Source organism: Magnetococcales bacterium (genome assembly GCA_015231175.1).
Classification (GTDB): Bacteria; Pseudomonadota; Magnetococcia; order Magnetococcales; family DC0425bin3; genus HA3dbin3.
Window position 1 is genome coordinate 1 of sequence record JADGBZ010000027.1, and the last position, 24,232, is coordinate 24,232.

17 protein-coding genes and 2 pseudogenes are annotated in these 24,232 nt (G+C 56.9%); 15 read left to right on the top strand and 4 right to left on the bottom strand.

The window, feature by feature from the left end:
• The first annotated feature begins 117 nt into the window (after positions 1-117).
• The 4 genes and pseudogenes from HQL63_07740 (at position 118) to HQL63_07755 (ending at position 5,732) form a co-directional block, all read left to right on the top strand.
• Complete coding sequence (locus tag HQL63_07740) at positions 118-1,224, top strand: efflux RND transporter periplasmic adaptor subunit (GenBank protein MBF0176723.1); 1,107 nt, start codon at positions 118-120, stop codon at positions 1,222-1,224.
• Positions 1,221-4,278: pseudogene (locus HQL63_07745) on the top strand (efflux RND transporter permease subunit). Before HQL63_07740 ends, HQL63_07745 begins: the two are co-directional and overlap by 4 nt.
• Before the next feature lie 111 nt (positions 4,279-4,389).
• Positions 4,390-4,635 carry a hypothetical protein gene (locus tag HQL63_07750; GenBank protein ID MBF0176724.1) on the top strand — a complete coding sequence of 82 codons (246 nt, stop codon included), beginning with the start codon at positions 4,390-4,392 and terminating at the stop codon, positions 4,633-4,635.
• 230 nt (positions 4,636-4,865) lie between these two features.
• Positions 4,866-5,732, top strand: coding sequence for a transposase (locus HQL63_07755; protein MBF0176725.1), 867 nt, complete (start codon positions 4,866-4,868; stop codon positions 5,730-5,732).
• Positions 5,733-5,976: 244 nt separating this feature from the next.
• Here HQL63_07755 and HQL63_07760 read toward each other — a convergent pair whose 3' ends face one another.
• Positions 5,977-7,113: a glycosyltransferase family 2 protein gene (locus tag HQL63_07760; GenBank protein ID MBF0176726.1), complete on the bottom strand. Its 1,137-nt coding sequence runs from the start codon at positions 7,111-7,113 to the stop codon at positions 5,977-5,979.
• 62 nt (positions 7,114-7,175) lie between these two features.
• Between HQL63_07760 and HQL63_07765 the strand changes: the two genes are divergently transcribed.
• From HQL63_07765 to HQL63_07780, 4 genes and pseudogenes are all read left to right on the top strand, one after another.
• Entirely contained in the window at positions 7,176-7,331 is a 156-nt protein-coding gene (locus tag HQL63_07765) for a hypothetical protein (protein MBF0176727.1), read from the top strand.
• A gap of 175 nt (positions 7,332-7,506) precedes the next feature.
• Complete coding sequence (locus HQL63_07770) at positions 7,507-9,342, top strand: hypothetical protein (GenBank protein ID MBF0176728.1); 1,836 nt, start codon at positions 7,507-7,509, stop codon at positions 9,340-9,342.
• Between the two features lie 722 nt (positions 9,343-10,064).
• Positions 10,065-11,108 carry an acyltransferase family protein gene (locus HQL63_07775; GenBank protein ID MBF0176729.1) on the top strand — a complete coding sequence of 348 codons (1,044 nt, stop codon included), beginning with the start codon at positions 10,065-10,067 and terminating at the stop codon, positions 11,106-11,108.
• Between the two features lie 1,131 nt (positions 11,109-12,239).
• Positions 12,240-12,633, top strand: a pseudogene (locus HQL63_07780) (efflux RND transporter permease subunit).
• A gap of 123 nt (positions 12,634-12,756) precedes the next feature.
• Here the strand turns inward: HQL63_07780 and HQL63_07785 are convergent.
• The 3 genes from HQL63_07785 to HQL63_07795 form a co-directional block, all read right to left on the bottom strand.
• Positions 12,757-13,434: a DUF4276 family protein gene (locus HQL63_07785; GenBank protein ID MBF0176730.1), complete on the bottom strand. Its 678-nt coding sequence runs from the start codon at positions 13,432-13,434 to the stop codon at positions 12,757-12,759.
• Between the two features lie 74 nt (positions 13,435-13,508).
• Positions 13,509-14,735: an AAA family ATPase gene (locus HQL63_07790; protein ID MBF0176731.1), complete on the bottom strand. Its 1,227-nt coding sequence runs from the start codon at positions 14,733-14,735 to the stop codon at positions 13,509-13,511.
• A 43-nt stretch (positions 14,736-14,778) separates the two neighbouring features.
• The gene (locus tag HQL63_07795) at positions 14,779-16,770 is read right to left on the bottom strand and encodes a GAF domain-containing protein (GenBank protein ID MBF0176732.1); all 1,992 of its coding nucleotides are present in this window, start codon (positions 16,768-16,770) and stop codon (positions 14,779-14,781) included.
• 501 nt (positions 16,771-17,271) lie between these two features.
• Here HQL63_07795 and HQL63_07800 point away from each other — a divergent pair.
• From HQL63_07800 to nuoG, 7 genes are read left to right on the top strand one after another with little or no spacing between them, the layout of a single operon-like run.
• On the top strand, positions 17,272-17,628 hold the full coding sequence (locus HQL63_07800) for an NADH-quinone oxidoreductase subunit A (protein MBF0176733.1): 357 nt from the start codon (positions 17,272-17,274) through the stop codon (positions 17,626-17,628).
• A complete protein-coding gene (locus tag HQL63_07805) occupies positions 17,625-18,128 on the top strand; it encodes an NADH-quinone oxidoreductase subunit B (GenBank protein ID MBF0176734.1) in 504 nt (167 codons plus the stop codon). Before HQL63_07800 ends, HQL63_07805 begins: the two co-directional genes overlap by 4 nt.
• Positions 18,125-18,679: an NADH-quinone oxidoreductase subunit C gene (locus HQL63_07810; GenBank protein ID MBF0176735.1), complete on the top strand. Its 555-nt coding sequence runs from the start codon at positions 18,125-18,127 to the stop codon at positions 18,677-18,679. The genes HQL63_07805 and HQL63_07810 overlap by 4 nt, the downstream gene beginning before the upstream one ends.
• Before the next feature lie 35 nt (positions 18,680-18,714).
• On the top strand, positions 18,715-19,896 hold the full coding sequence (locus HQL63_07815; GenBank protein MBF0176736.1) for an NADH-quinone oxidoreductase subunit D: 1,182 nt from the start codon (positions 18,715-18,717) through the stop codon (positions 19,894-19,896).
• A 40-nt stretch (positions 19,897-19,936) separates the two neighbouring features.
• The gene (gene nuoE / locus HQL63_07820) at positions 19,937-20,452 is read left to right on the top strand and encodes an NADH-quinone oxidoreductase subunit NuoE (protein ID MBF0176737.1); all 516 of its coding nucleotides are present in this window, start codon (positions 19,937-19,939) and stop codon (positions 20,450-20,452) included.
• Between the two features lie 29 nt (positions 20,453-20,481).
• On the top strand, positions 20,482-21,762 hold the full coding sequence (gene nuoF, locus HQL63_07825) for an NADH-quinone oxidoreductase subunit NuoF (protein MBF0176738.1): 1,281 nt from the start codon (positions 20,482-20,484) through the stop codon (positions 21,760-21,762).
• Between the two features lie 15 nt (positions 21,763-21,777).
• The gene (nuoG, locus tag HQL63_07830; GenBank protein MBF0176739.1) at positions 21,778-24,183 is read left to right on the top strand and encodes an NADH-quinone oxidoreductase subunit NuoG; all 2,406 of its coding nucleotides are present in this window, start codon (positions 21,778-21,780) and stop codon (positions 24,181-24,183) included.
• Positions 24,184-24,232 lie beyond the last annotated feature (49 nt).

Sequence of the window (24,232 nt, forward strand, 5' to 3'; positions counted from 1 at the left end):
ATGGAATGCGTGCGTTGGGGATGGTGTTTTGGAGGCCTGTGGTTTGGTCGGGGGTGGGTGGAGGCAGGGGGGGATTCCATCTCGACCGTGACCAGTCGGGAATGGGAGATGAAGAGGATGAAGATCGATAAACCCCTGCACGGAGTGGCGGCGGTCGCCGTTTGCGTGGGCGTGCTTTTCGCGTGGGTAAAGCTGCCGGATGCAGCCTCCCCATCTCCAGTAGCGGCGATCAATCCGGTGTTGACTGTGGCGGTCGTCGCGCCGCAACAGGAAAAGTGGCCTCATACCCTGTTGGCGAGTGGTGGAATATTTGCCTGGCAGGAGGCCATCGTGGCCTCGGAAATCGGCGGGTTGGCCGTGACTGCGGTGTTGGTGGATGTGGGCAGCGAGGTCAAACGCGGGCAGGAGCTGGTGACGCTTTCCGATGCTGCCTTGCAGGCGGTGTTGGGTCAGCAGCGGGCCAACGTGGCCCGGGTGGAGGCCAACCTGGCGCTGGCTGTGAGCAACGCCGGGCGGGCGCGTGGCCTGAAAGGTTCCAGCGCCATGTCGGAACAACAGGCGACCCAGTATTTGTTGAGCGAAAGGGCTGCCAAGGCCGAGTTGGCCGCCGTCCAGGCGGCGCTGCGGGTGGAGGAGGTTCACTTGCGGCAGACCCATATCACCGCCGTGGATGATGGCGTCATCACCGCACGCAGTGTGACGCTGGGCAGCGTGGTTCAGGTGGGGAGCGAACTGTTTCGCCTGCTGCGCCAGAAGCGTCTGGAGTGGCGTGCGGAGCTGACGGCAGCCCAGATGAATCAGGTGCGGGCTGGTTTGCCGGCGCGTTTGACCTTGACGGATGGACGGGTCGTGGATGCCGTGGCCCGTCAGGTGGGGCCGACTCTGGATGTGGGCAATCGGCGTGGTCTGGTCTACTTCGATTTGCCGGCAACGAGTACGGCCAGGGCCGGCATGTTTGCCGAGGGCGAGATCGTTCTGGGTGAGGCGCCGGGTTTGATTTTGCCCCAGAAGGCCATCGTCATGCGTGATGGCAACGCCTACATCTTCACCTTGGGCGCGGACCATGTCGTCACCGAGCACAAGGTCGTGACCGGACGACGACGTGGGGAGCAGGTCGAGGTGGTCCGTGGCGTGACGCCCGCGAGCAGGGTGGTGGTGGCGGGAGGGGCTTTTCTGCATGACGGGGACCGTGTACGGGTGGTGGCTGGGGAGGTGAACAAATGAACGTCTCCTCCTGGTCCATTCGCGATCCGGTACCGGCCATTCTTCTCTTCGCGCTGCTGACCTTGTTGGGCCTCGGGGCTTTTCGCGGCCTGGGGGTCCAAAATTTTCCCGACATCGAGGTTCCGATCATCTCGATTGTCGCCACCCAGGAGGGGGCGGCGCCGGCCCAGTTGGAGACGGATGTCGCCCGCAAGATCGAAGATGCCGTGGCCACGATTGGCGGCGTCGAGCACATCTACGCGGCGCTCACCGACGGAACAGTCCTGGTCATGGTGCAGTTTGTCATCGATAAAAATGCGGAGATAGCCCTCAACGAGGTCCGCAACGCCGTTGACAGCGTGCGCCCGAATTTGCCCCAGGATCTAACTGCGCCGGTGGTGTCGAAGAAGACCACCTCCGGGGGAACGATCGTCGCCTTCACGGTCGATGCCCCCGATATGGACGAAACGGATCTCTCCTGGTTTGTGGATAATGATGTTGCCAAAGCGATCCTGGCCGTGCCAGGGGTGGGCAAATTCAGCCGCCTGGGTGGGGTGGATCGCGAGGTGCATATCGACCTCGATCCGGTACGCATGCGGGCGTTAGGCGTCACCGCCAACGATGTGTCGAACAGCTTGCGCAAAACGTCCCGGGATGCCTCGGGTGGGCGGGGAGATATGGCCGGAGCGGTGCAGGTGGTGCGTACCCTGGCCGCTGCCGGGTCGGTCGCGGAGCTGGCGGCAGTCGATTTGGCTCTTGCGGATGGCCGCCGGGTGCCCCTGGGAAGCGTGGCGCAGATCAGCGACGGCATCGCCGAGCGTAGCGCGGTGGCGTTACGGGATGGTCGCCCCGTGGTCGGCTTTGACATCACCCGCTCCAAGGGATGGAGTGAGGTGACCGTGGCCCAGGCGGTGCGGCGGGCTGTGGGTGCATTTGGCGCCACCCATCCCAATGTCAAAATAACCGAAGCCTACAACACCATTTCCCGGGTGCAGGACAACTACAAGGGCTCCATGGAACTGCTCTATGAGGGGGCTTTCCTGGCCATCGTGGTGGTGTGGTGGTTTTTGCGGGATTGGCGTGCGACCCTGGTCTCGGCAGCCGCCTTGCCGTTGTCGATCATTCCCGCCTTTCTGGTCATGAAGCTGTTTGGGTTCAGCCTGGATACGCTGACTTTGCTGGCCCTGGCCCTGGTGGTGGGCATCCTGGTGGACGATGCCATTGTCGAGGTGGAAAACATTGTGCGTCACCTGCGCATGGGCAAAAAACCCTATCAGGCGGCCATGGAGGCGGCGGACGAGATCGGCATGGCCGTGATTGCCACGACGCTCACCCTGGTGGCGGTTTTTTTGCCAACCGCTTTCATGGGGGGGATTCCAGGCCTCTTTTTTCGCTCCTTTGGCATCACCGCAGTGAGCGCCATCCTGGCCTCTCTGGTGGTAGCACGGTTGTTGACGCCGATGATGGCGGCCTATCTGTTGCGGCCCATCGACCACGATGTGGCTGAAGGTGGGTTGTTGCGCCGTTATCTGAGTCTGGCTCGCTTCTGCACGACGCACCGCCTGTTGACCGTGGTGATGGTGGTGGCCTTTTTGGCCGGATCTCTCGCCATGATCCCCTTGTTGCCGACCGGATTCATTCCGGTTTCGGATCGTGGGCAGACGGTGGTCACCCTTGAATTGCCGCCAGGGAGTGCGCTGGCGGACACCCGGGCCGTCACCGAGCGGGCTGTCGCCCTGCTGCGTGAGTTGCCCGAGGTGACCCAGGTGTTTGCCGTGGTCGGTTCGGCGGCCAATGTGGATGGAGGCCCCCTGGGGGGGGGATCCAGCAGCGATGTGCGCAAAGCGACGCTGACCGTCAACCTGGTGGACCGGCGGGAGCGGAGCAAAAAGCAGTCCCTGATCGAAAACGAGATTCGTCAGCGTTTGCGGACCATTCCGGGTATTCGCGTCGCCATTGTGGCCGCAGAACCAGGCGGCAAGCTGGTGGTCACCCTGGCGAGTGATGATCCCTACGCCTTGTCCAGCGCCCTGGGCGCCGTCAGCAAGGATTTGCACACCTTGCAGGGGGTGGGCAACATGGTCTCCAACGCGACTCTGGAGCGACCTGAGATCCATGTCATCCCTGACTTTTCCAGGGCGGCGGATTTGGGGATCACGAGCGATGTCGTTGCCCAGGCGGTGCGTGTGGCTACCGCAGGGGATTATATGGTGCAACTGCCGAAGCTCAATCTTCCCCAACGGCAGGTGCCCATCCGGGTGCGTCTGGCCCCCTCCGCCCGGAGTGACCTGGATGTGGTGCGACAGATGCCGGTAATGGCTCGCAATGGCCCCCAGGTATTGGAAAACTTTGCCACGGTGACGATGGAAAGCGGTCCCACCCAGATCGATCGCACGGATCGGATGCGGCGGGTCAATATCGACATCGAGCTGGGACAACGCATCATTGGCGATGTCTTGGCCGAGATCAACAGGATGCCGTCCGTGACCAACCTGCCGCCTGGCGTCAAGCGTCCGGCAGATGGCGACGCGCAGCGCATGATGGAGCTGTTTCAAAGCTTTGGTTCGGCCATGTTGATCGGCATTTTGTGCATCTTCATCGTCCTCGTTTTGTTGTTCCGGGATTTTTTGCAGCCGGTGACCATTCTCGCCGCCTTGCCGCTTTCGTTGGGTGGGGCTTTCCTGTCACTTCTTGTGACGCACAACTCTTTTTCCATGCCTTCCGTGATCGGCATCCTGATGTTGATGGGGGTAACCACCAAAAATTCCATTTTGTTGGTCGAATATGCCATCGTCGCACGGCGCGACCGGGGATTGGATCGTATCGAGGCTCTGCTGGATGCTTGTCGCAAACGTGCCCGGCCCATCGTCATGACGACCATCGCCATGGCAGCCGGCATGTTGCCCGTGGCCCTGGGGTTGGGCGCGGAGCCCAGTTTCCGCTCTCCCATGGCCATTGTTGTCATCGGTGGGCCTGATCACATCGACATTTCTCTCTCTGCTGGTGATTCCGGTCATCTTCACCTATGTGGATGACCTGCACCGCCTGGGCAAAAGCTTCCTGAAAGAGGATTAAAATAAATGAAATTTATTCAAAATGATAGGAGTCAAGTGCCAATCGATCAGTGCATGATGAATTCTTTTTGAAAATTGGACAATTTCAAGAAACTGGACTACGCTGCAAAATATGAAAACCCTTGAATTGAAAATCTCCGACGCCCTTTTCGACCAGGTCGTGGGCCAGGTCAAGCAGGCCCTGCAAGGATTCCCGAGGGAAGATGTGCGGGTGATGCAGAAGGATGAAAAGAGGAGCAGGAAACAGCTTGCAGAGGCTGTGCGGAAACTTCGGGAAAGTGCTCGGGAGACCGGGCTTGACCAGATTTCGGATGCAGAAATCGATGCGGAAATTGCCGCCCATCGGGCGGGTTCATAATCTCCTCTTTCCATGCTCGTCGTTCTGGACACCAACGTCCTCATCTCCGGCCTTCTCAAGCCAAATTCCATCCCGGGCCAAATCATCGGCCTGTTCCTGGGGGAGCTGATTGAAGTTTCTGCAACGGAAGAGATCCTTGAAGGTAACCGTTCACCAGAACAAACCCGGATGGGTGACTTGACAACCACCTAAATCGGGACCAGATTTGGTTCCATGGGCAGGACAAGGACATGGAAGTCCAGGCGCTGCTTGATGAAAATGAGCGTCTTTTGGACATTATCGACCGGCAGGCGGGGCAGATCGCCCAGCAGGCGGAGCAGATCGTTCAGCAGGCAGAGTTGATTGCCCGGCAACAGGCGCGGATCGACGCCCTTCTGCAACGAGTGTTTGTTCTGGAAGAACAAGTGCGGAAGAATTCCCGTAACTCGTCCAAACCGCCGTCGAGCGATCCACCCTCGTCTGGTCAACGTTCCAAGAAACCGGCGACGGGCCGCAAGCGCGGAGGTCAACCGGGTCACAAGGGAACCAAGAGAGAGTTGCTGCCACCGGAGCAGGTGAACGCGGTGGTGGACATCAAACCCGAATCCTGCGGCAAATGTGGGCAGACTCTGGCGGGGAATGATTCCAAGCCGCTGCGGCACCAGGTCACGGAGATACCGCCTGTTCGACCCTACGTCACGGAGTACCGCCTGTACGAGTTGATGTGTCCGGAATGCGGCGAACGGAATTTTGCCCGATTGCCCGATGATGTTCCCCATGGTGCTTTTGGATTTCGCCTGCAAGGGATCGTGGCCCTGTGTTCCGGGGCTTACCGGTTGAGCAAGCGGACCATCCTGGCTCTGTTGGCGGACCTGCTTGGGGTTGAAATGTCTCTGGGCAGCGTCATCCGCTGTGAAAAGAGCGTGATTTCCGCCCTGGCTGCACCGGTAGAGAAAGCGCGGAAGTTCGTCCAGGGGCAACTGGTGGCCCATGCGGATGAGACCGGTTGGCGTGAAAAGAAGAAGTGGTCCTGGCTGTGGGTCGCAGTGACTTCGCTGGTCACGGTTTTCATGATCCACCGCAGCCGGGGACAAGAAGCGGCGCAGGCGGCGGCATGACAGTTTTTCTTTGATGAACGGTTACGAAATTTTTAAGGAGATCCTGACTATCGGGGCTCTTCTTGCACTGAGCCCTGTTTGGTGCCAACTCAAACGTCGCAAACGCGCCTTTCCCCAAAAAAATAGATCCTGCGAATGAATTGGCACCACGCGCCCGCTAAATCCCCGTAGATCTCGGATAATCCCGCACTTTTTGTTTTTTTTGTTTGTTGTTTGTCGGTGCCAAGTCAAGTGGCTCCCCGCACTACTTGGTCGGCGACGACGTTCGCCTCCGGCAAAAATGCCGCTGGCCCTTTCCCGTTGGGAGGCGTGATCTGGTTGGCCGTAACCTCTGGCTCGTCATGACACTGGCGGCGGCGTGCCTTGCTGGCGGACTTTCCCTCGGGACTGATCGGGTATCGCGCTGCGGGAGGGTGCTTTCGCGAATCAGATAGACTGGGCGGCGCTTGGATTCGCGCAGAATGTGTCCCACGTATTCACCCAGTATGCCCAAGCCCGCAAGTTGTGCTCCTCCCAGAAAAAGGGTGATTGCGATCGGGCTGATAGACCACTCCTGCGGGAGCGTCGCTCCAGCTGCCTTGACCTGCACCCACACCTCTAGGGTGAACAAGATCTGGGCTAATGCCCCCAGGGAGAGGATCAGGCCGAAAACAGTGAAAAGCCACAGCGGTAGCCGCGAAAAGGAGAGAATGCTATCCATGGCTATGAGGGGTAACCTTCGGGGAGCAAATTTGGAATAACCCGCCGCGCGCGTGGGGAGGCGATAGGTGATTCCGGTCTGGCGAAAACCGATCCAGGCAGTCATGCCGCGCAGATATTTGTCGTGCTCTGGCATGGCGAGCAGTGCCTGGAGGGCGTTGCGGTCCATCAGGCAGAATTCATTCTGTCCGCGGGCGAGGTTGAGTCCGGTAAAAGCGGTGAACAAGCGGTGGAAGAGCCGGCGGCCCAGGATGTAGGTGCGCGACAGGCCAGCCTCGTTCTCCTTATGCTGGAAGGTGTTGACCACGTCATACCCTGCTTGCCACAGGTGGATCATCTCCGGCAGCAGGCTTGGCGGGTGTTGGAGATCGGTGTCCATGGTGATGACCGCGCCACGGGCTCGACACTGTTCCAACCCGGCAACAAATCCCCCCTGTGAACCAAAGTTGCGTGACAGACTCACGTAGTGAATGCGCTCATCCTGGAGGCGCAATCGACGCAATTCGTCCAGGGTATGATCGCTGCTACCGTCGTCGACGACCACAACCTCAAATGTCAGGCCAAGAGGCGTGAGGACTTCGCATACCTCCCGGCAGAATCTGGTGATGACCTCCTCCTCGTTGTAGGCGGTGGCGACCACGGAGAGTTCTGGAGCTGAGTTGGCGTGATGAGAATGGGTCATGATGGTCGTAGATCCCCCTTGGTCGGGCTTGGTCGGGCCTGGTCGGGAATGAGCGTGAACCGATGAGTTGCCCCCTTGCTGCAGCATACTATCCGGAATCGACCAACAATTTCCAGTTTTGTGCCGCCGCTGTGGGTTACCTCGATCATCTTGACGGTTGCGGGGAGGGAGCGGGGTGGTTTGCCCGAAGTGTGGCCGTGGATGACTTCCTGCATTGATCTGTTGATTATTGGTGTATGGACGGCTACCATCGGCGAGGCAGGGTGGAGTCCTTTGTTGCCTTCCGGTACGGCGTTGACATGCTGTCTCGCATCATGCTTTTCTTCAGCAGGTCTTCGGTGCGTCATGGCAACTCCAGGTTATACGGGTGTGATTATGTCGGAAGCTACCTCAGTGGACGTTTCCCCTTCCCCTTCCTGGTTGGTGGGATGCATCTCACTGATTGTGGGGGTTTCTTTTGGTCTTTCGTTTGGCGATGCCGGCAGCAACCAGAACATCTACCTGCTGTCGGGCATGCGTAAGGTCGATCCTACGTTGTGGCGTGGGGATTGGTTCGTCGAGCAGGTGCCTCCCTACCACGTAGTTTTCAATTGGTTGGTGGCGTGGCTACATGGCATGGGAATTTTGCCGGTAACTCTGGCGGTGGGCAACGTGGTGGTGGTGGCGACCACCCTGGGGATCGTGTATGCCGCCCTGCGCCTCGTGGAGAGGCGTCTTGCCTTCCTGGCTTGGTGTGGCGTGGTGTTGATCTTTTTCTTGCTGTATCAAAGCCTCAGCGTTGGCTATAGCTATTTTTTTTCCCGTTCCTTGCAGCCATCGTCGTTGAGTATCTTATTGTTTCTTTGGGGGATGTATGCCTATATACGCGGGTGGTGGGGTTGGACTGGTTTGCTGTGGGCTGGGGCCGGGGCTTTTCATGCCAATTACCTGATCCTGGGATTTCCGTTTTTCGGTCTGGCGCACCTTGTGAACATGCGAGGCCGGATTTTCGATCGGAATCTGCTGCGCTTGTTCCTGCCGCCGTTGGTGGTGCTCGCTGCTTTTGTACCGGTGATCCTCCAGACGGTGGGGACAGGCCTTTTGCCGGATCAAGAGCGTGAGGCAGAGAAAATATTCTTCAACTTCAATTTCTTTCATTATCTGCCTTCATACTATGCCATCTCATTTATCCCTTTCCTCGGGTGGATTGTGGCTGGAGTGGCCCTGAATTGGTCACCACGTCTGATCGTGCCGCAAGCGGGTGAGCGTTTTTCTCCAACGCGGGGATTGTTGGCGCTGTATGTTGCCGGGCTGGTTGTGATTACCGTCGGTACCCTGCTGACGACGCTCGTGTTCCTGCCGGTGGTGGCACGTCTGTTTGTTTGGCGTTTGGCACCTATCGTTCTGCTGATGTCCCAGGGTATGGTGGCGCTTTGGTTGGCACGGCTTGTGTCCGGAACGAAAGACTTTTCCGATACCTCCTGGCGCGCGGCCCTTTTGGCTACCCTGGGGTTGCTGATGGTTCTGGGCTTTGCCCTGGTGTGGCCTCCCGACCCTGTCTATTGGTACTGGCCACAAGGGCACGAGCCAACGCCGCTGCTGTTGACCTTGGTTCTTTTGCCTATTCTAGCCCTGACTTTTTCATCGGTTCTGGCCGTCTTGCCGTGGGGGGAGCGCTGCTTCACTTTGTTCTTCTCTTCTCGTGCGATGTGTCGCATCCTGCCTTGGTTGTTTTTGCCGGCGTTGCTGATAGTTTCGGGATTGCGCCTTGACCCCTGGCATGACAAATTTGACATGGTCAACGGCTTTTACGAGCGGCGGAAGGATCGCCAATTGCTGGCCTGGGCGGCGTCCACTCCGGTTGGCACGCGATTTCTTGTCTCTCCCGGTCGCACGGACTTCCGCTTTTGGACCGGACGTGCGGTTGTTGTTGATTGGCAGAGCGTTCCGCACCGTGCCGAGCAGCGGTTGGCGTGGTATCGGCATTTGTTGGCGGTGACCAACAGGGCACATCTGGGAGGTGCCGAGGATTTTGCTCTCCTGGGCGCCTATTATTACAATGCCCCTTTGTGGCGCATGCGGGAGGTGGCCTGCCTCTACGGGGCCGATTACATCGTGCGTTCGCACGGGCAAAACGCCCTGCCAGAGGCCGAACCCAAGGCGATTGCCTATCGCGATCCAAATTTTCTCGTGTACCGGGTGGCGCAGCCGTGCCCGCGCGCGGAGTGGGGGAGACAGCCGGATGGGTGATCCAACCCCGGATTAAGGGCCTGTCACAAAATAACTGTAACTCGATGTTCAAGTTTTTTGCGTCTGACCTCTGAAGCAGAGGGGGCAGCAGTGTCACTCTGCCAGACTCCAGACCGGAGTTCCTTGCCAAACCGTTCCAGTGAACGCGTTAAAAACCCGTCCACAGGAACACCGGTAGTACAGGAGGGGTGCGCGGTCCTTCCGGTGAACCTTGACTGTGTCCAGGGATGCTTGGCATCCCGGGCATCTCAAGCCCTTTGGGTGCAGAACCTCTACGAGGTGGTCGTAGCATTTTTTCTCATCCATCAGTTGGGTAATCGGAAACAGCATCATGAGTGTCTCCTCGCAAGCCTTCCTTGGACAATCGCGCATTCCTGCGAGGGTATGCTCTTAAGTTTCAATGATCAACGGTTCACACAATTTGCAACATGAGCGTTCTTGGGTCCAAGCCGAGGGATCTGTTTAAACACCTGCTGGACAGAATTGACCTACCGGCAAGACCGGCAAAACGTCGGCATCGGTCAGCACCGGAACTCTTGTCCCATGCCGCATAACGGGGTACCTTTGGCTGAAACGATGATCAAGGCCCTACCATGGTCGGTATACTTATGCACGGTTTAGCAAGTGAAGCAGACACAAAGGCAAAGATGATTACACCACAGCTCAAAGCTGGCGCCATGCATCCAATTAAATAGAGTAAACCTAATTAGAACGGAATTATAATGAATAGCAATATTGTTTGGATTGACATACTAAGAATTATTGGTACCTTTTCAGTTGTATGGATACATTCCGCAGCCCCCTTATTATATAAATTTAATAAAATTTCTATAATGAATTGGTGGGTTGGTAATATTTATGATTCAATGGCTCGAATGTGTGTTCCGTTATTTTTCATGATTTCTGGTTTTTTGTTATTAAATAAATCAGAAGCCCCTTCTGTGTTTTTTCAAAAGCGTCTGTATAAAGTTGTTTTACCCTTAATTGCATGGTCGATTCTTTACATTTTATGGAAACACTATATTGAAGGAAAAGGCTCACCGTCATTTTATATTTTTTTCAGTTTAGTTATTACTCCAGCCTACTTTCATCTATGGTTTTTGTATGCAATTATAGGCATATATTTGTTTATGCCTATTTTAAGAATAATTACCCAACATTCTAGCAACGAAACATTGTACTATTTTGTTTTTTTATGGTTTGTTGCTGTATCAGTAATTCCATTTTTTGAAATGCTAACAGGCATAAAAAGCGTAATAGATTTACAAATGATTTCAGGATATATAGGTTATTTTGTCTTGGGTCTTTTGTTAGGGGAAGTCAAAGTAAATGCTAAATTTTTCATTTTATCAGTCGTCGTATTTATTGTTTCTGTATTTGCTACTGCTTTTTCAACATATTATTTTACAGTGGAAAGAGGTGTCTTTGTAGGTTATTTCTATGGTCACTTAACTCCAAATGTAATTGTTATGTCAATTTCATTTTTTGTGTTCATTAAGTATTTATCTGAAAATAGTTCAATAATTAACAATGCAAAGGCTAAAAAAATAATAGAACCACTGAGTGCAGCGAGTTTCGGTATATATTTAGTACACGCAATGGTATTATATATTTTATCTAGAGGTTATTTTGGGCTTCGCTTAAATGCATTTACTGCTGACGCTTATTATTCCATACCAGCAACAGCAATCTCGACTTATATTGTCTCATTTATCATTGTTTATTTTCTTCAATCAATACCATTTATTAAGAAAATTGCACCTTAAGTTCAATTATAAAGTAACATAATATATTGACGTAAAAACCCGTCTAAAATCATCAATTTTGGACAAAGCCTTTAGGGGTGAGTTATAGCAGCCCGTTGATAAAGTCGCTCTGCTGTCTGCCTTGTGGTAGAATGACCGAAAACCCAAAGGTAGGAGGGTGGGATGGCGCAGGGACGGCAGCAAGATCGGCAACAGGACATGTTTCTGACCTGGGATGAAATTCCCGGCACTGGGCTGACACCGTTCCATAAACTCTTCCCTGTGCTGCCATTTGGTGTTCAAATGCTGGTCAGGACACGGCATCAATTTAACCCGTTTCCAGAGGTGATCCACGGATGGACATCCCCGACAGCCCGAAATGCCCGACCTGCCAATCCACGGATGTGGTCGTTTGCAAGGTCTACCTCACGGTTCATAATGGTGGTCGGGTCTTGCACCGATGTTACGGATGTGGGGCAAGTTTTTCTGAAACACGTGGAACGCCCATGGAGAATCTCAAGTCTCCGATCAGCAAGGTGGCATCTGCTTTGAAAATTCGAAGTGAGGGTATGGGGCTTCGGGCAACAGCCCGCGTGATAGGCACCCACAAGAACACGATCAGCGAATGGGAACAGAGGTTCGCTGACCAGAAAAAAACGTTGATGTTGTATGCTTTCTGCCATCAATTTGTTTCCCTCACCTTTGAAGGAGATGAGCTGTACACCATCGTAGGGAAACGCACAGATCCATCTGAATCCAAGGGCTGGACTGCTGTCATCATGGAACGCGGAAGTCGATTCCTCGTGGACCAGAAGCGTGGAGCAAAAGATGCCGATCTGTTTACTGCTGTCATGAGTACGGTTTGCCAGTTTATTGACCAAACTCAGGATTTGACATTCTTGTCGGATGGGGAACGGCGATATGGCAACATATTGTTTTCCTTATGCGCTGAGGCATTGCAAACGGGGACTATAGGTCGTCCTCCCAAGGTTCTTCCAAAAGGGGTCAAGGTGCGAGTCAAAAACAAGGGCGATCAGAAACATAAGCGAGGTCCAAAGCGCCCAAAGTACCAAGCTCCCCAACGGGAGCATCCTGACACGGATCAGACACTGCCAGACTCAGAGATAAACGCCAACCGCCTTGAAGGTCAGTCTGTCACTCCTGGTGACGCACAATGCCTTCTCCATGCCTTCCGTGATCGGCATCCTGATGTTGATGGGGGTAACCACCAAAAATTCCATTTTGTTGGTCGAATATGCCATCGTCGCACGGCGCGACCGGGGATTGGATCGTATCGAGGCTCTGCTGGATGCTTGTCGCAAACGTGCCCGGCCCATCGTCATGACGACCATCGCCATGGCAGCCGGCATGTTGCCCGTGGCCCTGGGGTTGGGTGCGGAGCCCAGTTTCCGCTCTCCCATGGCCATTGTTGTCATCGGTGGGCCTGATCACATCGACATTTCTCTCTCTGCTGGTGATTCCGGTCATCTTCACCTATGTGGATGACCTGCACCGCCTGGGCAAAGGTTTGCTGAAGAAGGATTGAAAGACTGGGATGGAGGTCCAGGAGGAAGGGCTGTGCCCTTCCTCCTGGTGGGGTCCGGGGCGAAGCCCCGAAAAAACATTATCTATATTTTTTTCTTTCCATTTTATGATTGTTCAGTATTTTTCACGGTTTTCCCAGGTTTTCCAGACCTGTCAGCCAATCGTTGAAGTGCCGACATTTTCTCCGCAAGGTCTCCACTCCAATCTTTTCGACGACCAACACGCCCGAACCGGCTTTGTCATATTCTGGAATTTCCTTTCGGATGCGCTTCGATGGGGCTGTTTCCCGCCCATCATTGATCAACTCGGGATTGCCGTTGCCGACCATGTCAACCAGTTTCTCGATGGGGCGCTTATGCTCCAAATATTCCAAATCCAGCTTTTTTGGGTCAGCAAAAATGAGCGTCTCGAATTCATGCAACTGGATATAGGGAAGAAAGCGGCTATCGTCGATATCTTTAGTCAGAGAGTGTTCCAGTGTACGGACTCTTTGATAGGGATCTGACAGCCCTTTTGCATCAGCATAACCGGGAAAGCCATCGGGTAGTGCGTAAAGGTCGAACATGGTTGTGAATCGGCAAGCCGGGTCTTTATCTTCCCTCGTCCATCTTAGAATATCGTCCTTTGCTTTTGAGTAACTGATCAAGCCCCCACGGTGTTTTTTTCCTGCTCGTTTATCCTTGCTGGTTAGAACGCAGCGGGCATCTGCAAACACTTTGTGGTTGGCCAGGTGTGGCGCCAGGACGGCCTTGACAAAGGCTTTTTCAGTTTGTCCCTCCGCAGTCACATGCAGACGAATCATGTCTGGACTCCCAGCACAAACGGCCTTGACAAAGGCTTTTTCAGTTTGTCCCTCCGCAGTCACATGCAGACGAATCATGGCTGGCCACCCAGCACATTCTTCTCCCACAATTCCGACAGGCAATAGCGTTCAAGCCACTCTTCCAGTTGTTCGGCATCCAATTTTTTAAAAAGAGAACTCCGACCTGTTTCGTCGCGTTCGACGATGACCAACTCATCCGGAGCGAATTCATCCACCAGTCGGGTCGATTGGGTGGCCACCAGAACCTGAACTTTATTGGACACCTCACGAACCATTCCAGCCAACTCAGCGATGGCACTGGGATGCAACCCCAGCTCCGGCTCGTCAATCACAATGAATCTCGGTAACAACGCCGGAGGTTGCAGCAACAGGGTCGTGAGTGCCATGAAACGGAGCGAACCATCGGAGATCTGATCCGGCCCGAACAGGTAGTCGCCGCCTTTGGCATCGATCCAATTCAGGCGGACATATTTTTCGTTGCCGGGTAAAGTCTCCAACGAAAAATCCCCGAACTGGGGCATCACCCGCTGGATACGCCGAATGATTCGTTCATAGGAACGTTTAAAATCGACATGCTCTTTCAGCATTTTCAAAAAGGGTGCCAGGTTCCCCGCATCACTGCGCAGGTATTTTGCATCGTCAACGTAGCCTCGATCTTTTATTTTGGCCGTATCTGATGTATCATGGAACTGGTAAGTCCTGATGTCGGCACGGAGAAAATGATCTATTTCGCTCGTTTGTTCCTTGTCATCGCTCAGCCCGGCCGTGGTCACATGCACATTTTCACGCGCATATCCGGTCTGTTCCGGACGGTGTGGGCTGACGTCGCCAGTTTCGTGGCCGAAAGAATGATCAAGGCCGCTCAGCCCTGATGCCGCAGTGCCACTTGCCAAAAGATATACCTTTGGTTGCGCTTCTTCATTTCTGCGAAGCGTGATCTTTTCACTGCTGATGAACAGGCGATCCGGCAAACCGTAGGAGAGTCCCACCTCATAGGTGCCTTTTACTTTTAAAGGATCCGACGAAAAATGCAGGACAAACGAGAGGGATTCGGTCACCTTCGGACCGTAGAACAAGAGCTGGCTTGCTCCCTGTTTTCCGACATAGTTTTGTAATGCACCGGTTGTCAGGAAGTTGAGCATCTTGAAGAAGGCAACCAGATTGCTTTTTCCGGACCCGTTGGCGCCAAGCAGAACTGTCACATTTCCCAAGAAAATATTTTGACCATTTTGACCGTCAATCGATTTGAACCCTTTGATATCAATCTGGGTCAGTTTCATCCTTGGTCCACCCTTCCTCCTTCAGCTTCTCGCCTCCGGCTGGTCAAGACTGCGTGACATATTGTGCAATGTCCACCTCATCGATCTGTTCCGGAAGAAGGAATTTTTCGGCATACCTTTTATAGACACCGGATGTCAGGAACAACTTGAACAGATCGGGGTCGATGTGGGAGTCCTTTTTGAGGAAGGAAAGGATCTTGATCGATTCTGAAAGTGTTTTGGCCTTTTTGTAGGGCCGATCACAGGCGGTCAGCGCCTCGAAAATATCGGCGATGGCCATGATGCGCATGGGGACGCTCAGTTGCCCGACCAACAACTTCCGTGGATAGCCGCTGCCCACCAGAGTCTCATGGTGGGTGCCGGCATACTCTGGCACGCGGCGGAGATTTTTGGGCAGGGGCAGTTGTTCAAGCATCATCACGCTGTAGATGACGTGTTCAATGATTTTGAATCGCTCCTCCTCGGTCAGCGTGCCACGCCCGATGCTCAGGTTGTACACCTCACCCCGGTTGTACAGATGTTCGGGCACCTTGACCTTGAATCCCCATTTGGGGTCGAGAATGCGATTGTCGGAGCGGGGGATGATATGTTGTCGCTTGTCGGCCAAAAGCTTTTCGGTGGTCGGGAGTGCAGGTGGCGACTCCGCATAGCGCTTGACCTCTTCGTAGGAGAGACCGAGGCGGTCGTCGAAGTGACGCTGCCAGGTCAGTTCGGCCAGGGAGTTGAGGCGTTTGATCTTGTCGGGCGTCATGAACTCACCGCCCACGTTGCACTCGGCAATGAAGGCAAAATCATCTTTGAGTTGCGCCTGTTGGGAGGTAAAGTCGGCCAAGGCCTGCTGTGCATCCCCCCCTTGGATCTCTGTCTCCAATTGGCGAATCTTGGCGTCTCGCAGGAGCACCTCAAAGCGCGTCCGGACCTCGTGAATGCGGTCGTAGATAGTTTCAAGTTTGGTGGCCTTGTCCACCACGTATTCAGGGGTCGTGACCTTGCCACAATCGTGCAGCCAGGCGCCGATTCTGAACTCCCGCCATTCGTCATCGGTCTTGAATTCAAAGTCGGCCAGGGGGCCTTCCTTGACCTTGCAGGCTTCCTGAGCCAGCATCATGCCAAGCTCGGGGACGCGCTCGCAGTGGCCGCCGGTGTAGGGGCTTTTCGCGTCGATGGCACCGGCGATGATTTTGATCATCGAATCCAGGAGGATTTTCTGGGCCTCCAGGAGACGCTGCTGGTCAATGGCCACGGCTGCGGCGCTGGAAAACGACTCCGCCAGAGCGATGCGTTCCGCCCAGGGCTCCGGTTGACCGGGGGCAATGAAATTGCAGACGATGCCGACCAGTGAGCTGTCGGAGGCCCGCAACGGCACCGCGACCATCAACACGGTCTCCTGGCCGTAACGGCCATCCAACGCTTCCATGCCTGCGGGGCGGGGGTGGTGGATGGTATGCACGGTGGTCTGGCGCAGGTGGTCGATGGCCTTGCGGATCGGATGTGCATCATCGTTGAGGATGATGTTCTGCCAGGGGCCGGGCACGGGGCGGCTGCCTTTGCTCCACCGTTGCGAACCTTCCTGGAGCAAATTTTTGGCATCATCGTAGAGGTAAATGACGCCACCGTCCCCCCCCAGGGCTTCGCGCATTTCGTGCACCACCCGGCCCAGAAGCTTGTCAAAGTCCCTCTCCCCTGACAGGGCGATGGTGACGCGCATGAATTTTTGGATGGTGTCCTTCATCTGGCGCATGGCCCGGCCCAAGCCGAACACTTCGCGAATGGGAGTGTCCAGGGGAATCTCGGTGGTGAAGTCGAAGACGCGGATGACTGCGGCCTGCCTCTTCAGAATGTCGAGTTGGTGGGAGATGCGCAGGGCCACCTTCCAGGCCAGAGGAATGGCCAGAACGACAGCCAGTGCCATGGCCAGAAACAGATGTTTGCCAGTCTCTACCAGAGCGGTGGCCAGATTGTCCGGATGGGTCTCAAGCAGTCCCCGAATTTCGAACAGGAGGTACAGGCCAAGAGCAAGCAACAAAGGCAGCATGATCAACAAAAAATAGAATGCGATGTGGTAGTGGAAGGGGTGATTGTTCCAGATACTCATCGGCTTTTTGGCGGCAGACCGGGTTGCGGCGGCAGGAGCGTTGGGGGCTTCGCTGTTCATGGGCCGATATCTCGCAGAGGTTGTTCGGTGTTGGTGGAATCCACGGAAAAGCTTCAGATGGTGACTTTTGGCGCCGACCATGTTCCGACCGGCGGCATGCTGAGACCCGGAAAGTTTGCGTCAGAACTGCGATGTTTGTCCATGGTCTGCGATACTTCGTGCGACCAGACCGGAGGTAAAACCAGCCCGAACCGAAGTGGCATGGCGTTGAGGAGCGTAACCGGTTTTAAATGCGGTTGACGGAAGAGAGAACATTTCTGGGCTTGACCCGTTCCGGTCACCCGTGTTAAGTCAGAACACCCGGGTTCGCCCGGACAGGCAGAGGGCTTACGTTGGCGTGGGTATCGACGGAAGAGAAGAGTCGACGCGGAAGGGGCGACGATGCTGGAAAACTATTTTCCGGTCCTGGTTTTTCTTTTTCTGGCCGGGGGTCTGGGCGTCTTCATGCTGGGCGGCTCCTACCTGTTGGGGTTCAAGCGCAGAAACGCCGAGAAGGAGAGTCAGTACGAGTGCGGTTTCAGCCCGATGGGGCGGATCCGCCTTCAGTTTGATGTCCGCTACTACCTGCTGGCCATTTTGTTCATCGTCTTCGATATCGAAGCGGCCTTCATGTTTCCCTGGGCGGTGGCCTTCCGGGATATCGGCTTCATCGGTTTTGTCGAAATGATCCTGTTCTTGGTTGTGCTCTTGGTCGGTTATGCCTATGCCTGGAAAAAGGGGGCTTTGGAATGGGAATGATTGAGGAAGTCCGCCAGGAGCTGGATGACCGGGGGTTCCTGTTGACCGGGGTCGATAAACTGGTCAACTGGGCGCGCACATCTTCCATGTGGCCGATGACTTTCGGATTGGCCTGTTGTGCAGTGGAGTTTATGCAGGCTGGCGGCAGCCGTTACGACCTGGACCGCTTCGGCATGGTTCCCCGGGGGAGCCCCAGACAGTCCGATGTGATCATCGTGGCCGGCACCCTGACCAACAAGATGGCCCCCGTCCTGCGCAAGCTCTACGATCAGATGCCGGAGCCGCGTTGGGTCATTTCCATGGGTTCCTGTGCCAACGGTGGCGGTTACTACCACTACTCCTATGCTGTGGTGCGGGGTTGCGCCCGGGTCTTGCCGGTGGATGTCTACGTGCCCGGATGCCCGCCGACCGCCGAGGCCCTGCTGTACGGCATTTTGCAGCTGCATCGGAAAATTCACCGCACCAACACTTTCTCGACGGGTTGGGGCGCCTCGACATGACACCCGCAAAGCTCGACCGTTTGGAGGGGTTCCTGACCGAAAAATTTTCCGGTCTGCGGCGCGAGCGTGCCGGAGCGGCCTTGGTGGTTTGGGTGGATCCGGAGAACCTCGTGGCCACCATGACCCGCCTGCGGGATGATGCCGATCTGGATTTTCGTCTGTTGATCGACCTGGCCGGGGTTCACTACCCGGAGCGGGAAAAACCCCTTGAGGTGGTCTACCAGTTGTTGTCCGTGTATCGGAATCACCGTCTGCGGGTCAAGGTTCCTTTGCGCGATGGCGAGCCTATCCCCTCCGTGATCGGGGTCTGGAGCAGCGCCAACTGGTATGAACGGGAAGCTTACGAGATGTTTGGCATCCTGTTCTCCGGGCATCCAGATTTGCGCCGTCTGTTGACGGAGTATGATTTTGACGGTTACCCCTTGCGCAAGGAGTTTCCAGTGACGGGCCATTTTGAGGTCCGCTACGATCCAAATCAGGGGCGCGTGGTGCGGGAACCCGTTCAGCTGGGCATTCCGGATCGCGAATCTTACGGTCGCAAACGGATCTGAACCCGATTCGGTATGGGGGAGTGAGGAAAAGTCTGATGCCCGATAGCGAACAGCTCCAGAGTTACACGCTCAACTTCGGTCCCCAACACCCGGCTGCCCATGGGGTGCTGCGCCTGGTGCTGGAGTTGGATGGCGAAATGGTGGTACGGGCCGATCCACACATCGGTTTTTTGCATCGGGGAACAGAAAAGCTTCTTGAGCACAAGACCTATCTCCAGGGTCTTCCCTACTTTGACCGCCTGGACTACATGTCCCCCATGGCACAGGAGTATCCGTGGGTGCTGGCCATCGAGCGGATGCTGGGGATCCAGGCGCCGGAACGGGCCCAGTATATCCGAGTGATCTTTGCCGAGCTGACCCGCATCCTGAACCATCTTTTGTTCCTGGGCGCCCATGGTCTGGATGTCGGCGCCATGACCATGTTTATCTACAGCTTCCGGGAACGGGAGCGTATTCTTGACATGTCCGAGGCGGTGTGTGGGGCGCGGATCCATGCGGCCTACTTCCGCCCCGGTGGCGTGGCGATGGATCTTCCGGATGGTCTGATCGAGAAGATCAAGGAGTTTGCCCAGGATTTTCCGGCAAAGATTGACGAATATGAGACCCTGTTGACCGGGAACCGCATCTGGAAGCAGCGCCTTGTCGATATTGGCGTCGTCTCTCCAGAACAGGCGCTGGATCTTGGCTTTGTCGGCCCCATGCTGCGTGGGTCGGGCATCGCCTACGACCTGCGCAAAGCGGAACCCTACGATGTCTATGATCGGTTGGATTTCGATATTCCAATCGGCAAAAATGGCGATTGTTATGATCGGTATCTGGTTCGGGTCGAGGAGTTGCGCCAGAGCAACCGGATCATTTTGCAGTGCCTGGAACAGATGCCCTCCGGCCCGGTCAGGCATGACGACTTCAAGGTTTCTACCCCCTATCGCGAAGAGATGCAAAGCGGCATGGAGTCGCTGATCCACCACTTCAAGCTGCACTCGGAAGGGTTTACCGTGCCAGCCGGGGAGATTTACACGGCTGTGGAGACTCCCAAGGGGGAGATGGGGGTCTACCTCGTGTCGGATGGGACCAACAAACCCTACCGGGTCAAGATCCGGGCAGCCGGCTTCAACCATTTGCAGGCTATTGAGCCTATGGTCAAGGGGCATTTGCTGGCCGATGTCACCACCTGCGTGGGAACGATCGATATTGTGTTTGGCGAGATTGACCGCTGATGGACGCCCCCTTTACCGTGAGACGTGAGACGCGACAATCATGAGTGAATCACCGGGAGAGACCAGTGGCGAAGTGAAACCGTGTTTTTCACCTGCGGCGTTGCGTGAGGTGGAAACGATTTATGCCCGCTATCCGGCAGAGTATCGGCGCTCTGCGTTGCTGCCCATCCTGCATCTGGCACAGCGGGAGTTTGGCGGCTGGCTCTCCCGCGAGGCGCTGGCCTATGTGGCTGAGCTGACAGGTATTCCCCCGGTCCGGGTCAACGAGGTGGCGACTTTTTACACGATGTACAACCTGCGGCCCGTGGGCCGGTATCACGTCCAGGTCTGCACCAATATTTCGTGCTGGCTGTGTGGCTCGGATGCGGTGGTGAAGGCGTTGCAGGAGAGGTTGCAGCTCGGCTGGGGTGAAACGAGCGTGGATGGCCGGTTCACCCTGTCGGAGGTTGAATGCCTGGGGGCTTGTGTCAACGCGCCCGCCGTGCAGATCAATGATGACTATCATGAGGATTTGACGCCCGACAAGGTGGCGGAAATCATTGACCGGCTTCCCTGAACGGAACCGGTCCAATGGAAGGTGCTGGCATGACTGAAACACCCGGGGAGAGAGTCGTATACCGCAACGTGGATCGCCAGGACGGTCATCTGCTGGCCGTGGCCCGGGAGCATGGCGCCTACGAAGCGGCCCGCAAGGCGCTGGCCATGAGCCGCGAGGCGGTGATCGACGAGGTGAAAAAGTCCAATCTGCGGGGGCGGGGCGGGGCCGGTTTTCCGGCTGGCATGAAGTGGTCGTTCATTCCCAAGGATACCAAACGCCCGCACTATCTGATCTGCAACGCCGATGAGGGCGAACCCGGAACCTGCAAGGATCGGGAAATTTTGCGGCGCGATCCCCACCTGCTGATCGAAGGGATGATCATCGCCGCCTATGCCGTGCAGGCCGAACGCGGCTACATCTACATTCGCGGCGAATTTTACCGCGAGACCGAGCGCCTCCAACAAGCTGTGGACGATGCCATCGCTGCCGGGATTCTGGGAGATAACGTCCTGGAGAGTGGTCACCGGTTTCATCTGGCGGTCCACCGGGGCGCCGGGGCCTACGTCTGCGGTGAAGAGACAGGCCTGATCGAGTCTCTGGAAGGAAAAAAGGGCCAGCCGCGTCTGAAACCCCCGTTTCCGGCCAATGTGGGATTGTACGATTGCCCCACGGTGATCAACAACGTGGAGACCCTGGCGGCGGTGCCGGCCATCCTGGCCAAAGGGGGGGAGTGGTATGCCGGGTTGGGTGTGCCCAAATCGAATGGCACCAAGGTGTTCAGCGTGTCGGGCCATGTGGTGCGTCCTGGCAACTATGAGGTGCCGCTGGGCATTCCACTAAAAAAATTGATCGAAGAGTACGCCGGCGGGGTACGCGGGGGTTGGGACAACCTGAAGGGGGTGATCCCCGGCGGCTCCTCCACGCCCGTTCTGCGGGCCGAGGTGTGCGCCACCATTGCCATGGACTACGAATCCCTGGCCAAGGCCGGGACCATGTTGGGGGCCGGTTCGGTGATCGTGATGGACAAATCGGTCTGCATCGTGCGGGCCATTGCACGGCTGTCGCGATTTTATCGGCATGAGTCGTGTGGACAATGCACCCCCTGCCGGGAAGGAACGGGTTGGCTGGCGCAGATCATGAACCGCCTGGAAGCGGGGCATGGCGCCGTGGGTGATGTCGAGTTGTTGAAAAACATTTGTGACAACATATCGGGCAAGACCATCTGCGCCCTGGGTGATGCGGCGGCCATGCCGGTTGCCGGGGCCATCCGGGCTTTTCCGGAAGAGTTTGATTATCATATCAAGCACGGTCGGTGCATGGTGGGATGAGGAGCGACGGAGACGATGCCTACCCTGATCATCAACGGTAAGGAGGTCACGGTCGAACCGGGAACGACCATCATGGAGGCCGCCCGGCGACTGGAGATCCACATTCCCCATTTTTGCTTCCACCCCGGATTGTCGGTGGCGGGGAATTGCCGGATGTGCATGGTGGAGGTGGAGAAGATGCCGCGTCCCGTGGCCTCCTGCGCCATGCCGGTCGCCGAAGGGATGGTGGTGCAGACGGAAAGTGCGTTGGCCCAGAAGGCCCGCAAAGGGGTGATGGAGCTTTTGCTCATTAACCATCCTCTGGATTGTCCGGTCTGTGACCAGGGGGGGGAGTGCGACCTCCAGGATCTGGCCCTGAAGTATGGCCCGGATCGGAGCCGGTATACGGTGACCAAACGCCAGGTTCGCAACAAGGATCTGGGCCCGCTGATCGAAACCGAGATGGACCGCTGCATCCATTGCACCCGCTGCATCCGTTTTTCGCAGGAGGTGGCCGGTGTCGAAGAGATGGGGGCCATGCATCGCGGCGACCATATGGAGGTGGGGCCCTGGGTGGAGGGCGTCCTCAGCTCCGAGATGGCGGGCAACATGGCAGAGATCTGTCCCGTTGGCGCCTTGAACGACAAGCCGTTCCACTTTCAGGCCCGGGGGTGGGAGTTGCAGACGGTGGACGGTGTTTGCGGTCACTGCGCGGTGGGCTGCCAGGTGCGTTGGCAATCCCAGCAGGGCCGCATCAAGAGGGTTCGGGCTGGCCACTGTGCCCCGATCCATGGCGATTGGATTTGCGACAAGGGGCGCTTTGCCTATGACGGGTTGTCCGTGGCGCGCCTGACCATGCCCATGCTCCGCAAGGAGGAGGTTCTGGCGGCAACGACCTGGAAGGCGGCGCTTGCCCGGGCTGGGGAGATTTTGCGTGGCGTGGCCCCGGAGGAGATCGCCGGGCTGGCGGGTGAGTATCACCTGAGCGCCGAGGATCTCTTTGCGTTTCAGGATCTGCTGCGCTATGCCGTCGGGACGCCGCATCTGGACCATCGGTTGCGGCAGAGGGATTTCAGCGGGGACGAACACCCCCTGACGCGGGGTGACCTGCTGTTGAATACCCCTCTGGCGGATTGGCCGCAGGCGGATTGTATCGTTCTGGTCGGCTGTGATCCGCGCCAGGAAGCGCCCATCTTGAACTGGCGCGTCCGGCAGGCGGCTCTGGCGGGGGCCAGGGTGTTCTCTGTCAACCCGCGCCGTTTGCATGCGACCTTTCCAGGCCTGGAGGAGCTGGTGCAGCCGCCTGGCCTTGAAGGGGAGTTTCTGGATCAGGTGTTGAAGGCGCTCAAGGCCAAGAAAGCGGGGGCGACGCCGGCGGCCCGCGTGGCAGCCGCCCTGAAGGGAGCGCAGCGACCCGTGTTGCTTCTGGGGGCGCATGCAGTCAACCATCCGCAGGCGGAAGTGCTGCGGCGGCAGGCGGTGGCGATCCTGGAAGGGTGTGGCGGCCTGGCCGGGGCGTGGCGTGGTTACAATCGTCTGACTGCTCCGGGGAGTTCCGTGACCGCCCAAGACATGGGGGTCGTGCCGCATCGCGGGCCTGGATATCGGCCCATGGCGCAGGTTGGTTACCACGCCACCGAAATCTTGCGTCGGGCAGCCGAGGGTACGATCAAGGTGCTCGTGCTGCTGGCGACGGACCCCCTTTTGGATGGGGTGGATGCGGATCTGGCCCGTGCGGCCATAAGTCGCGCCCAGGTGATCTGGATCGGCGCCCATCGCTCGCCCACGATGGAGCGGGCGGCGGTTGTGCTGCCTGCCGCCGTTGCCATGCCGGAACAGGATGCCCTGACCACCAACGCCGAAGGGCGGGTGCAGCGGAGCGCCCAGTCCGTGCCTCCGCCGGGAGACGCACGACCGGTGTGGCGTATCATGCGCGCCTTGAGTGACCATCTCTCCCGCCCCCTGGGATACAACAACCTGGCGGCGTTGCGTGCGGCCATCATTGCAGTGGACCCGGCTTATGATGTGCTGACGCTGCCTGTCGGGGAGTTGTCCCCGCTGCCGTCGGCTCTGATGGTGACGACGGGGTTGGCGGCCAAGTTCAAGGCAGCGGCTGCGACCACAAGGAGCGGGTTGACTCTGGTTTTGGAGCCCTCGCTCTGGCGCTCGGATACCGTGGCACGCGCTTCGGTCACCATGGAAAAACTCGCTGTGCGTCAGCAGGTGCGGATCAATCCCGGCGATGCTGGGCGCCTGGGGGTCGGCGAGGGTCAAAGGGTGCGCCTGACCTGCGGCGACAAGAGTGTGGATGCGGTTGCCACATGCGATGGCGCCATTCCCGAAGGGATGCTGTTTGGCCACCATGGCGTGGAGGGCGAAGGTGTACAGAGCCTGTGCAGTTGGGAGACGGGTTCTCCTGCCGTCAATGTGACGGTGTCGTAGCGGGCGAGGGTCAGTGACACGACAGAGCTGAGAGTGGAACCGGGACAGA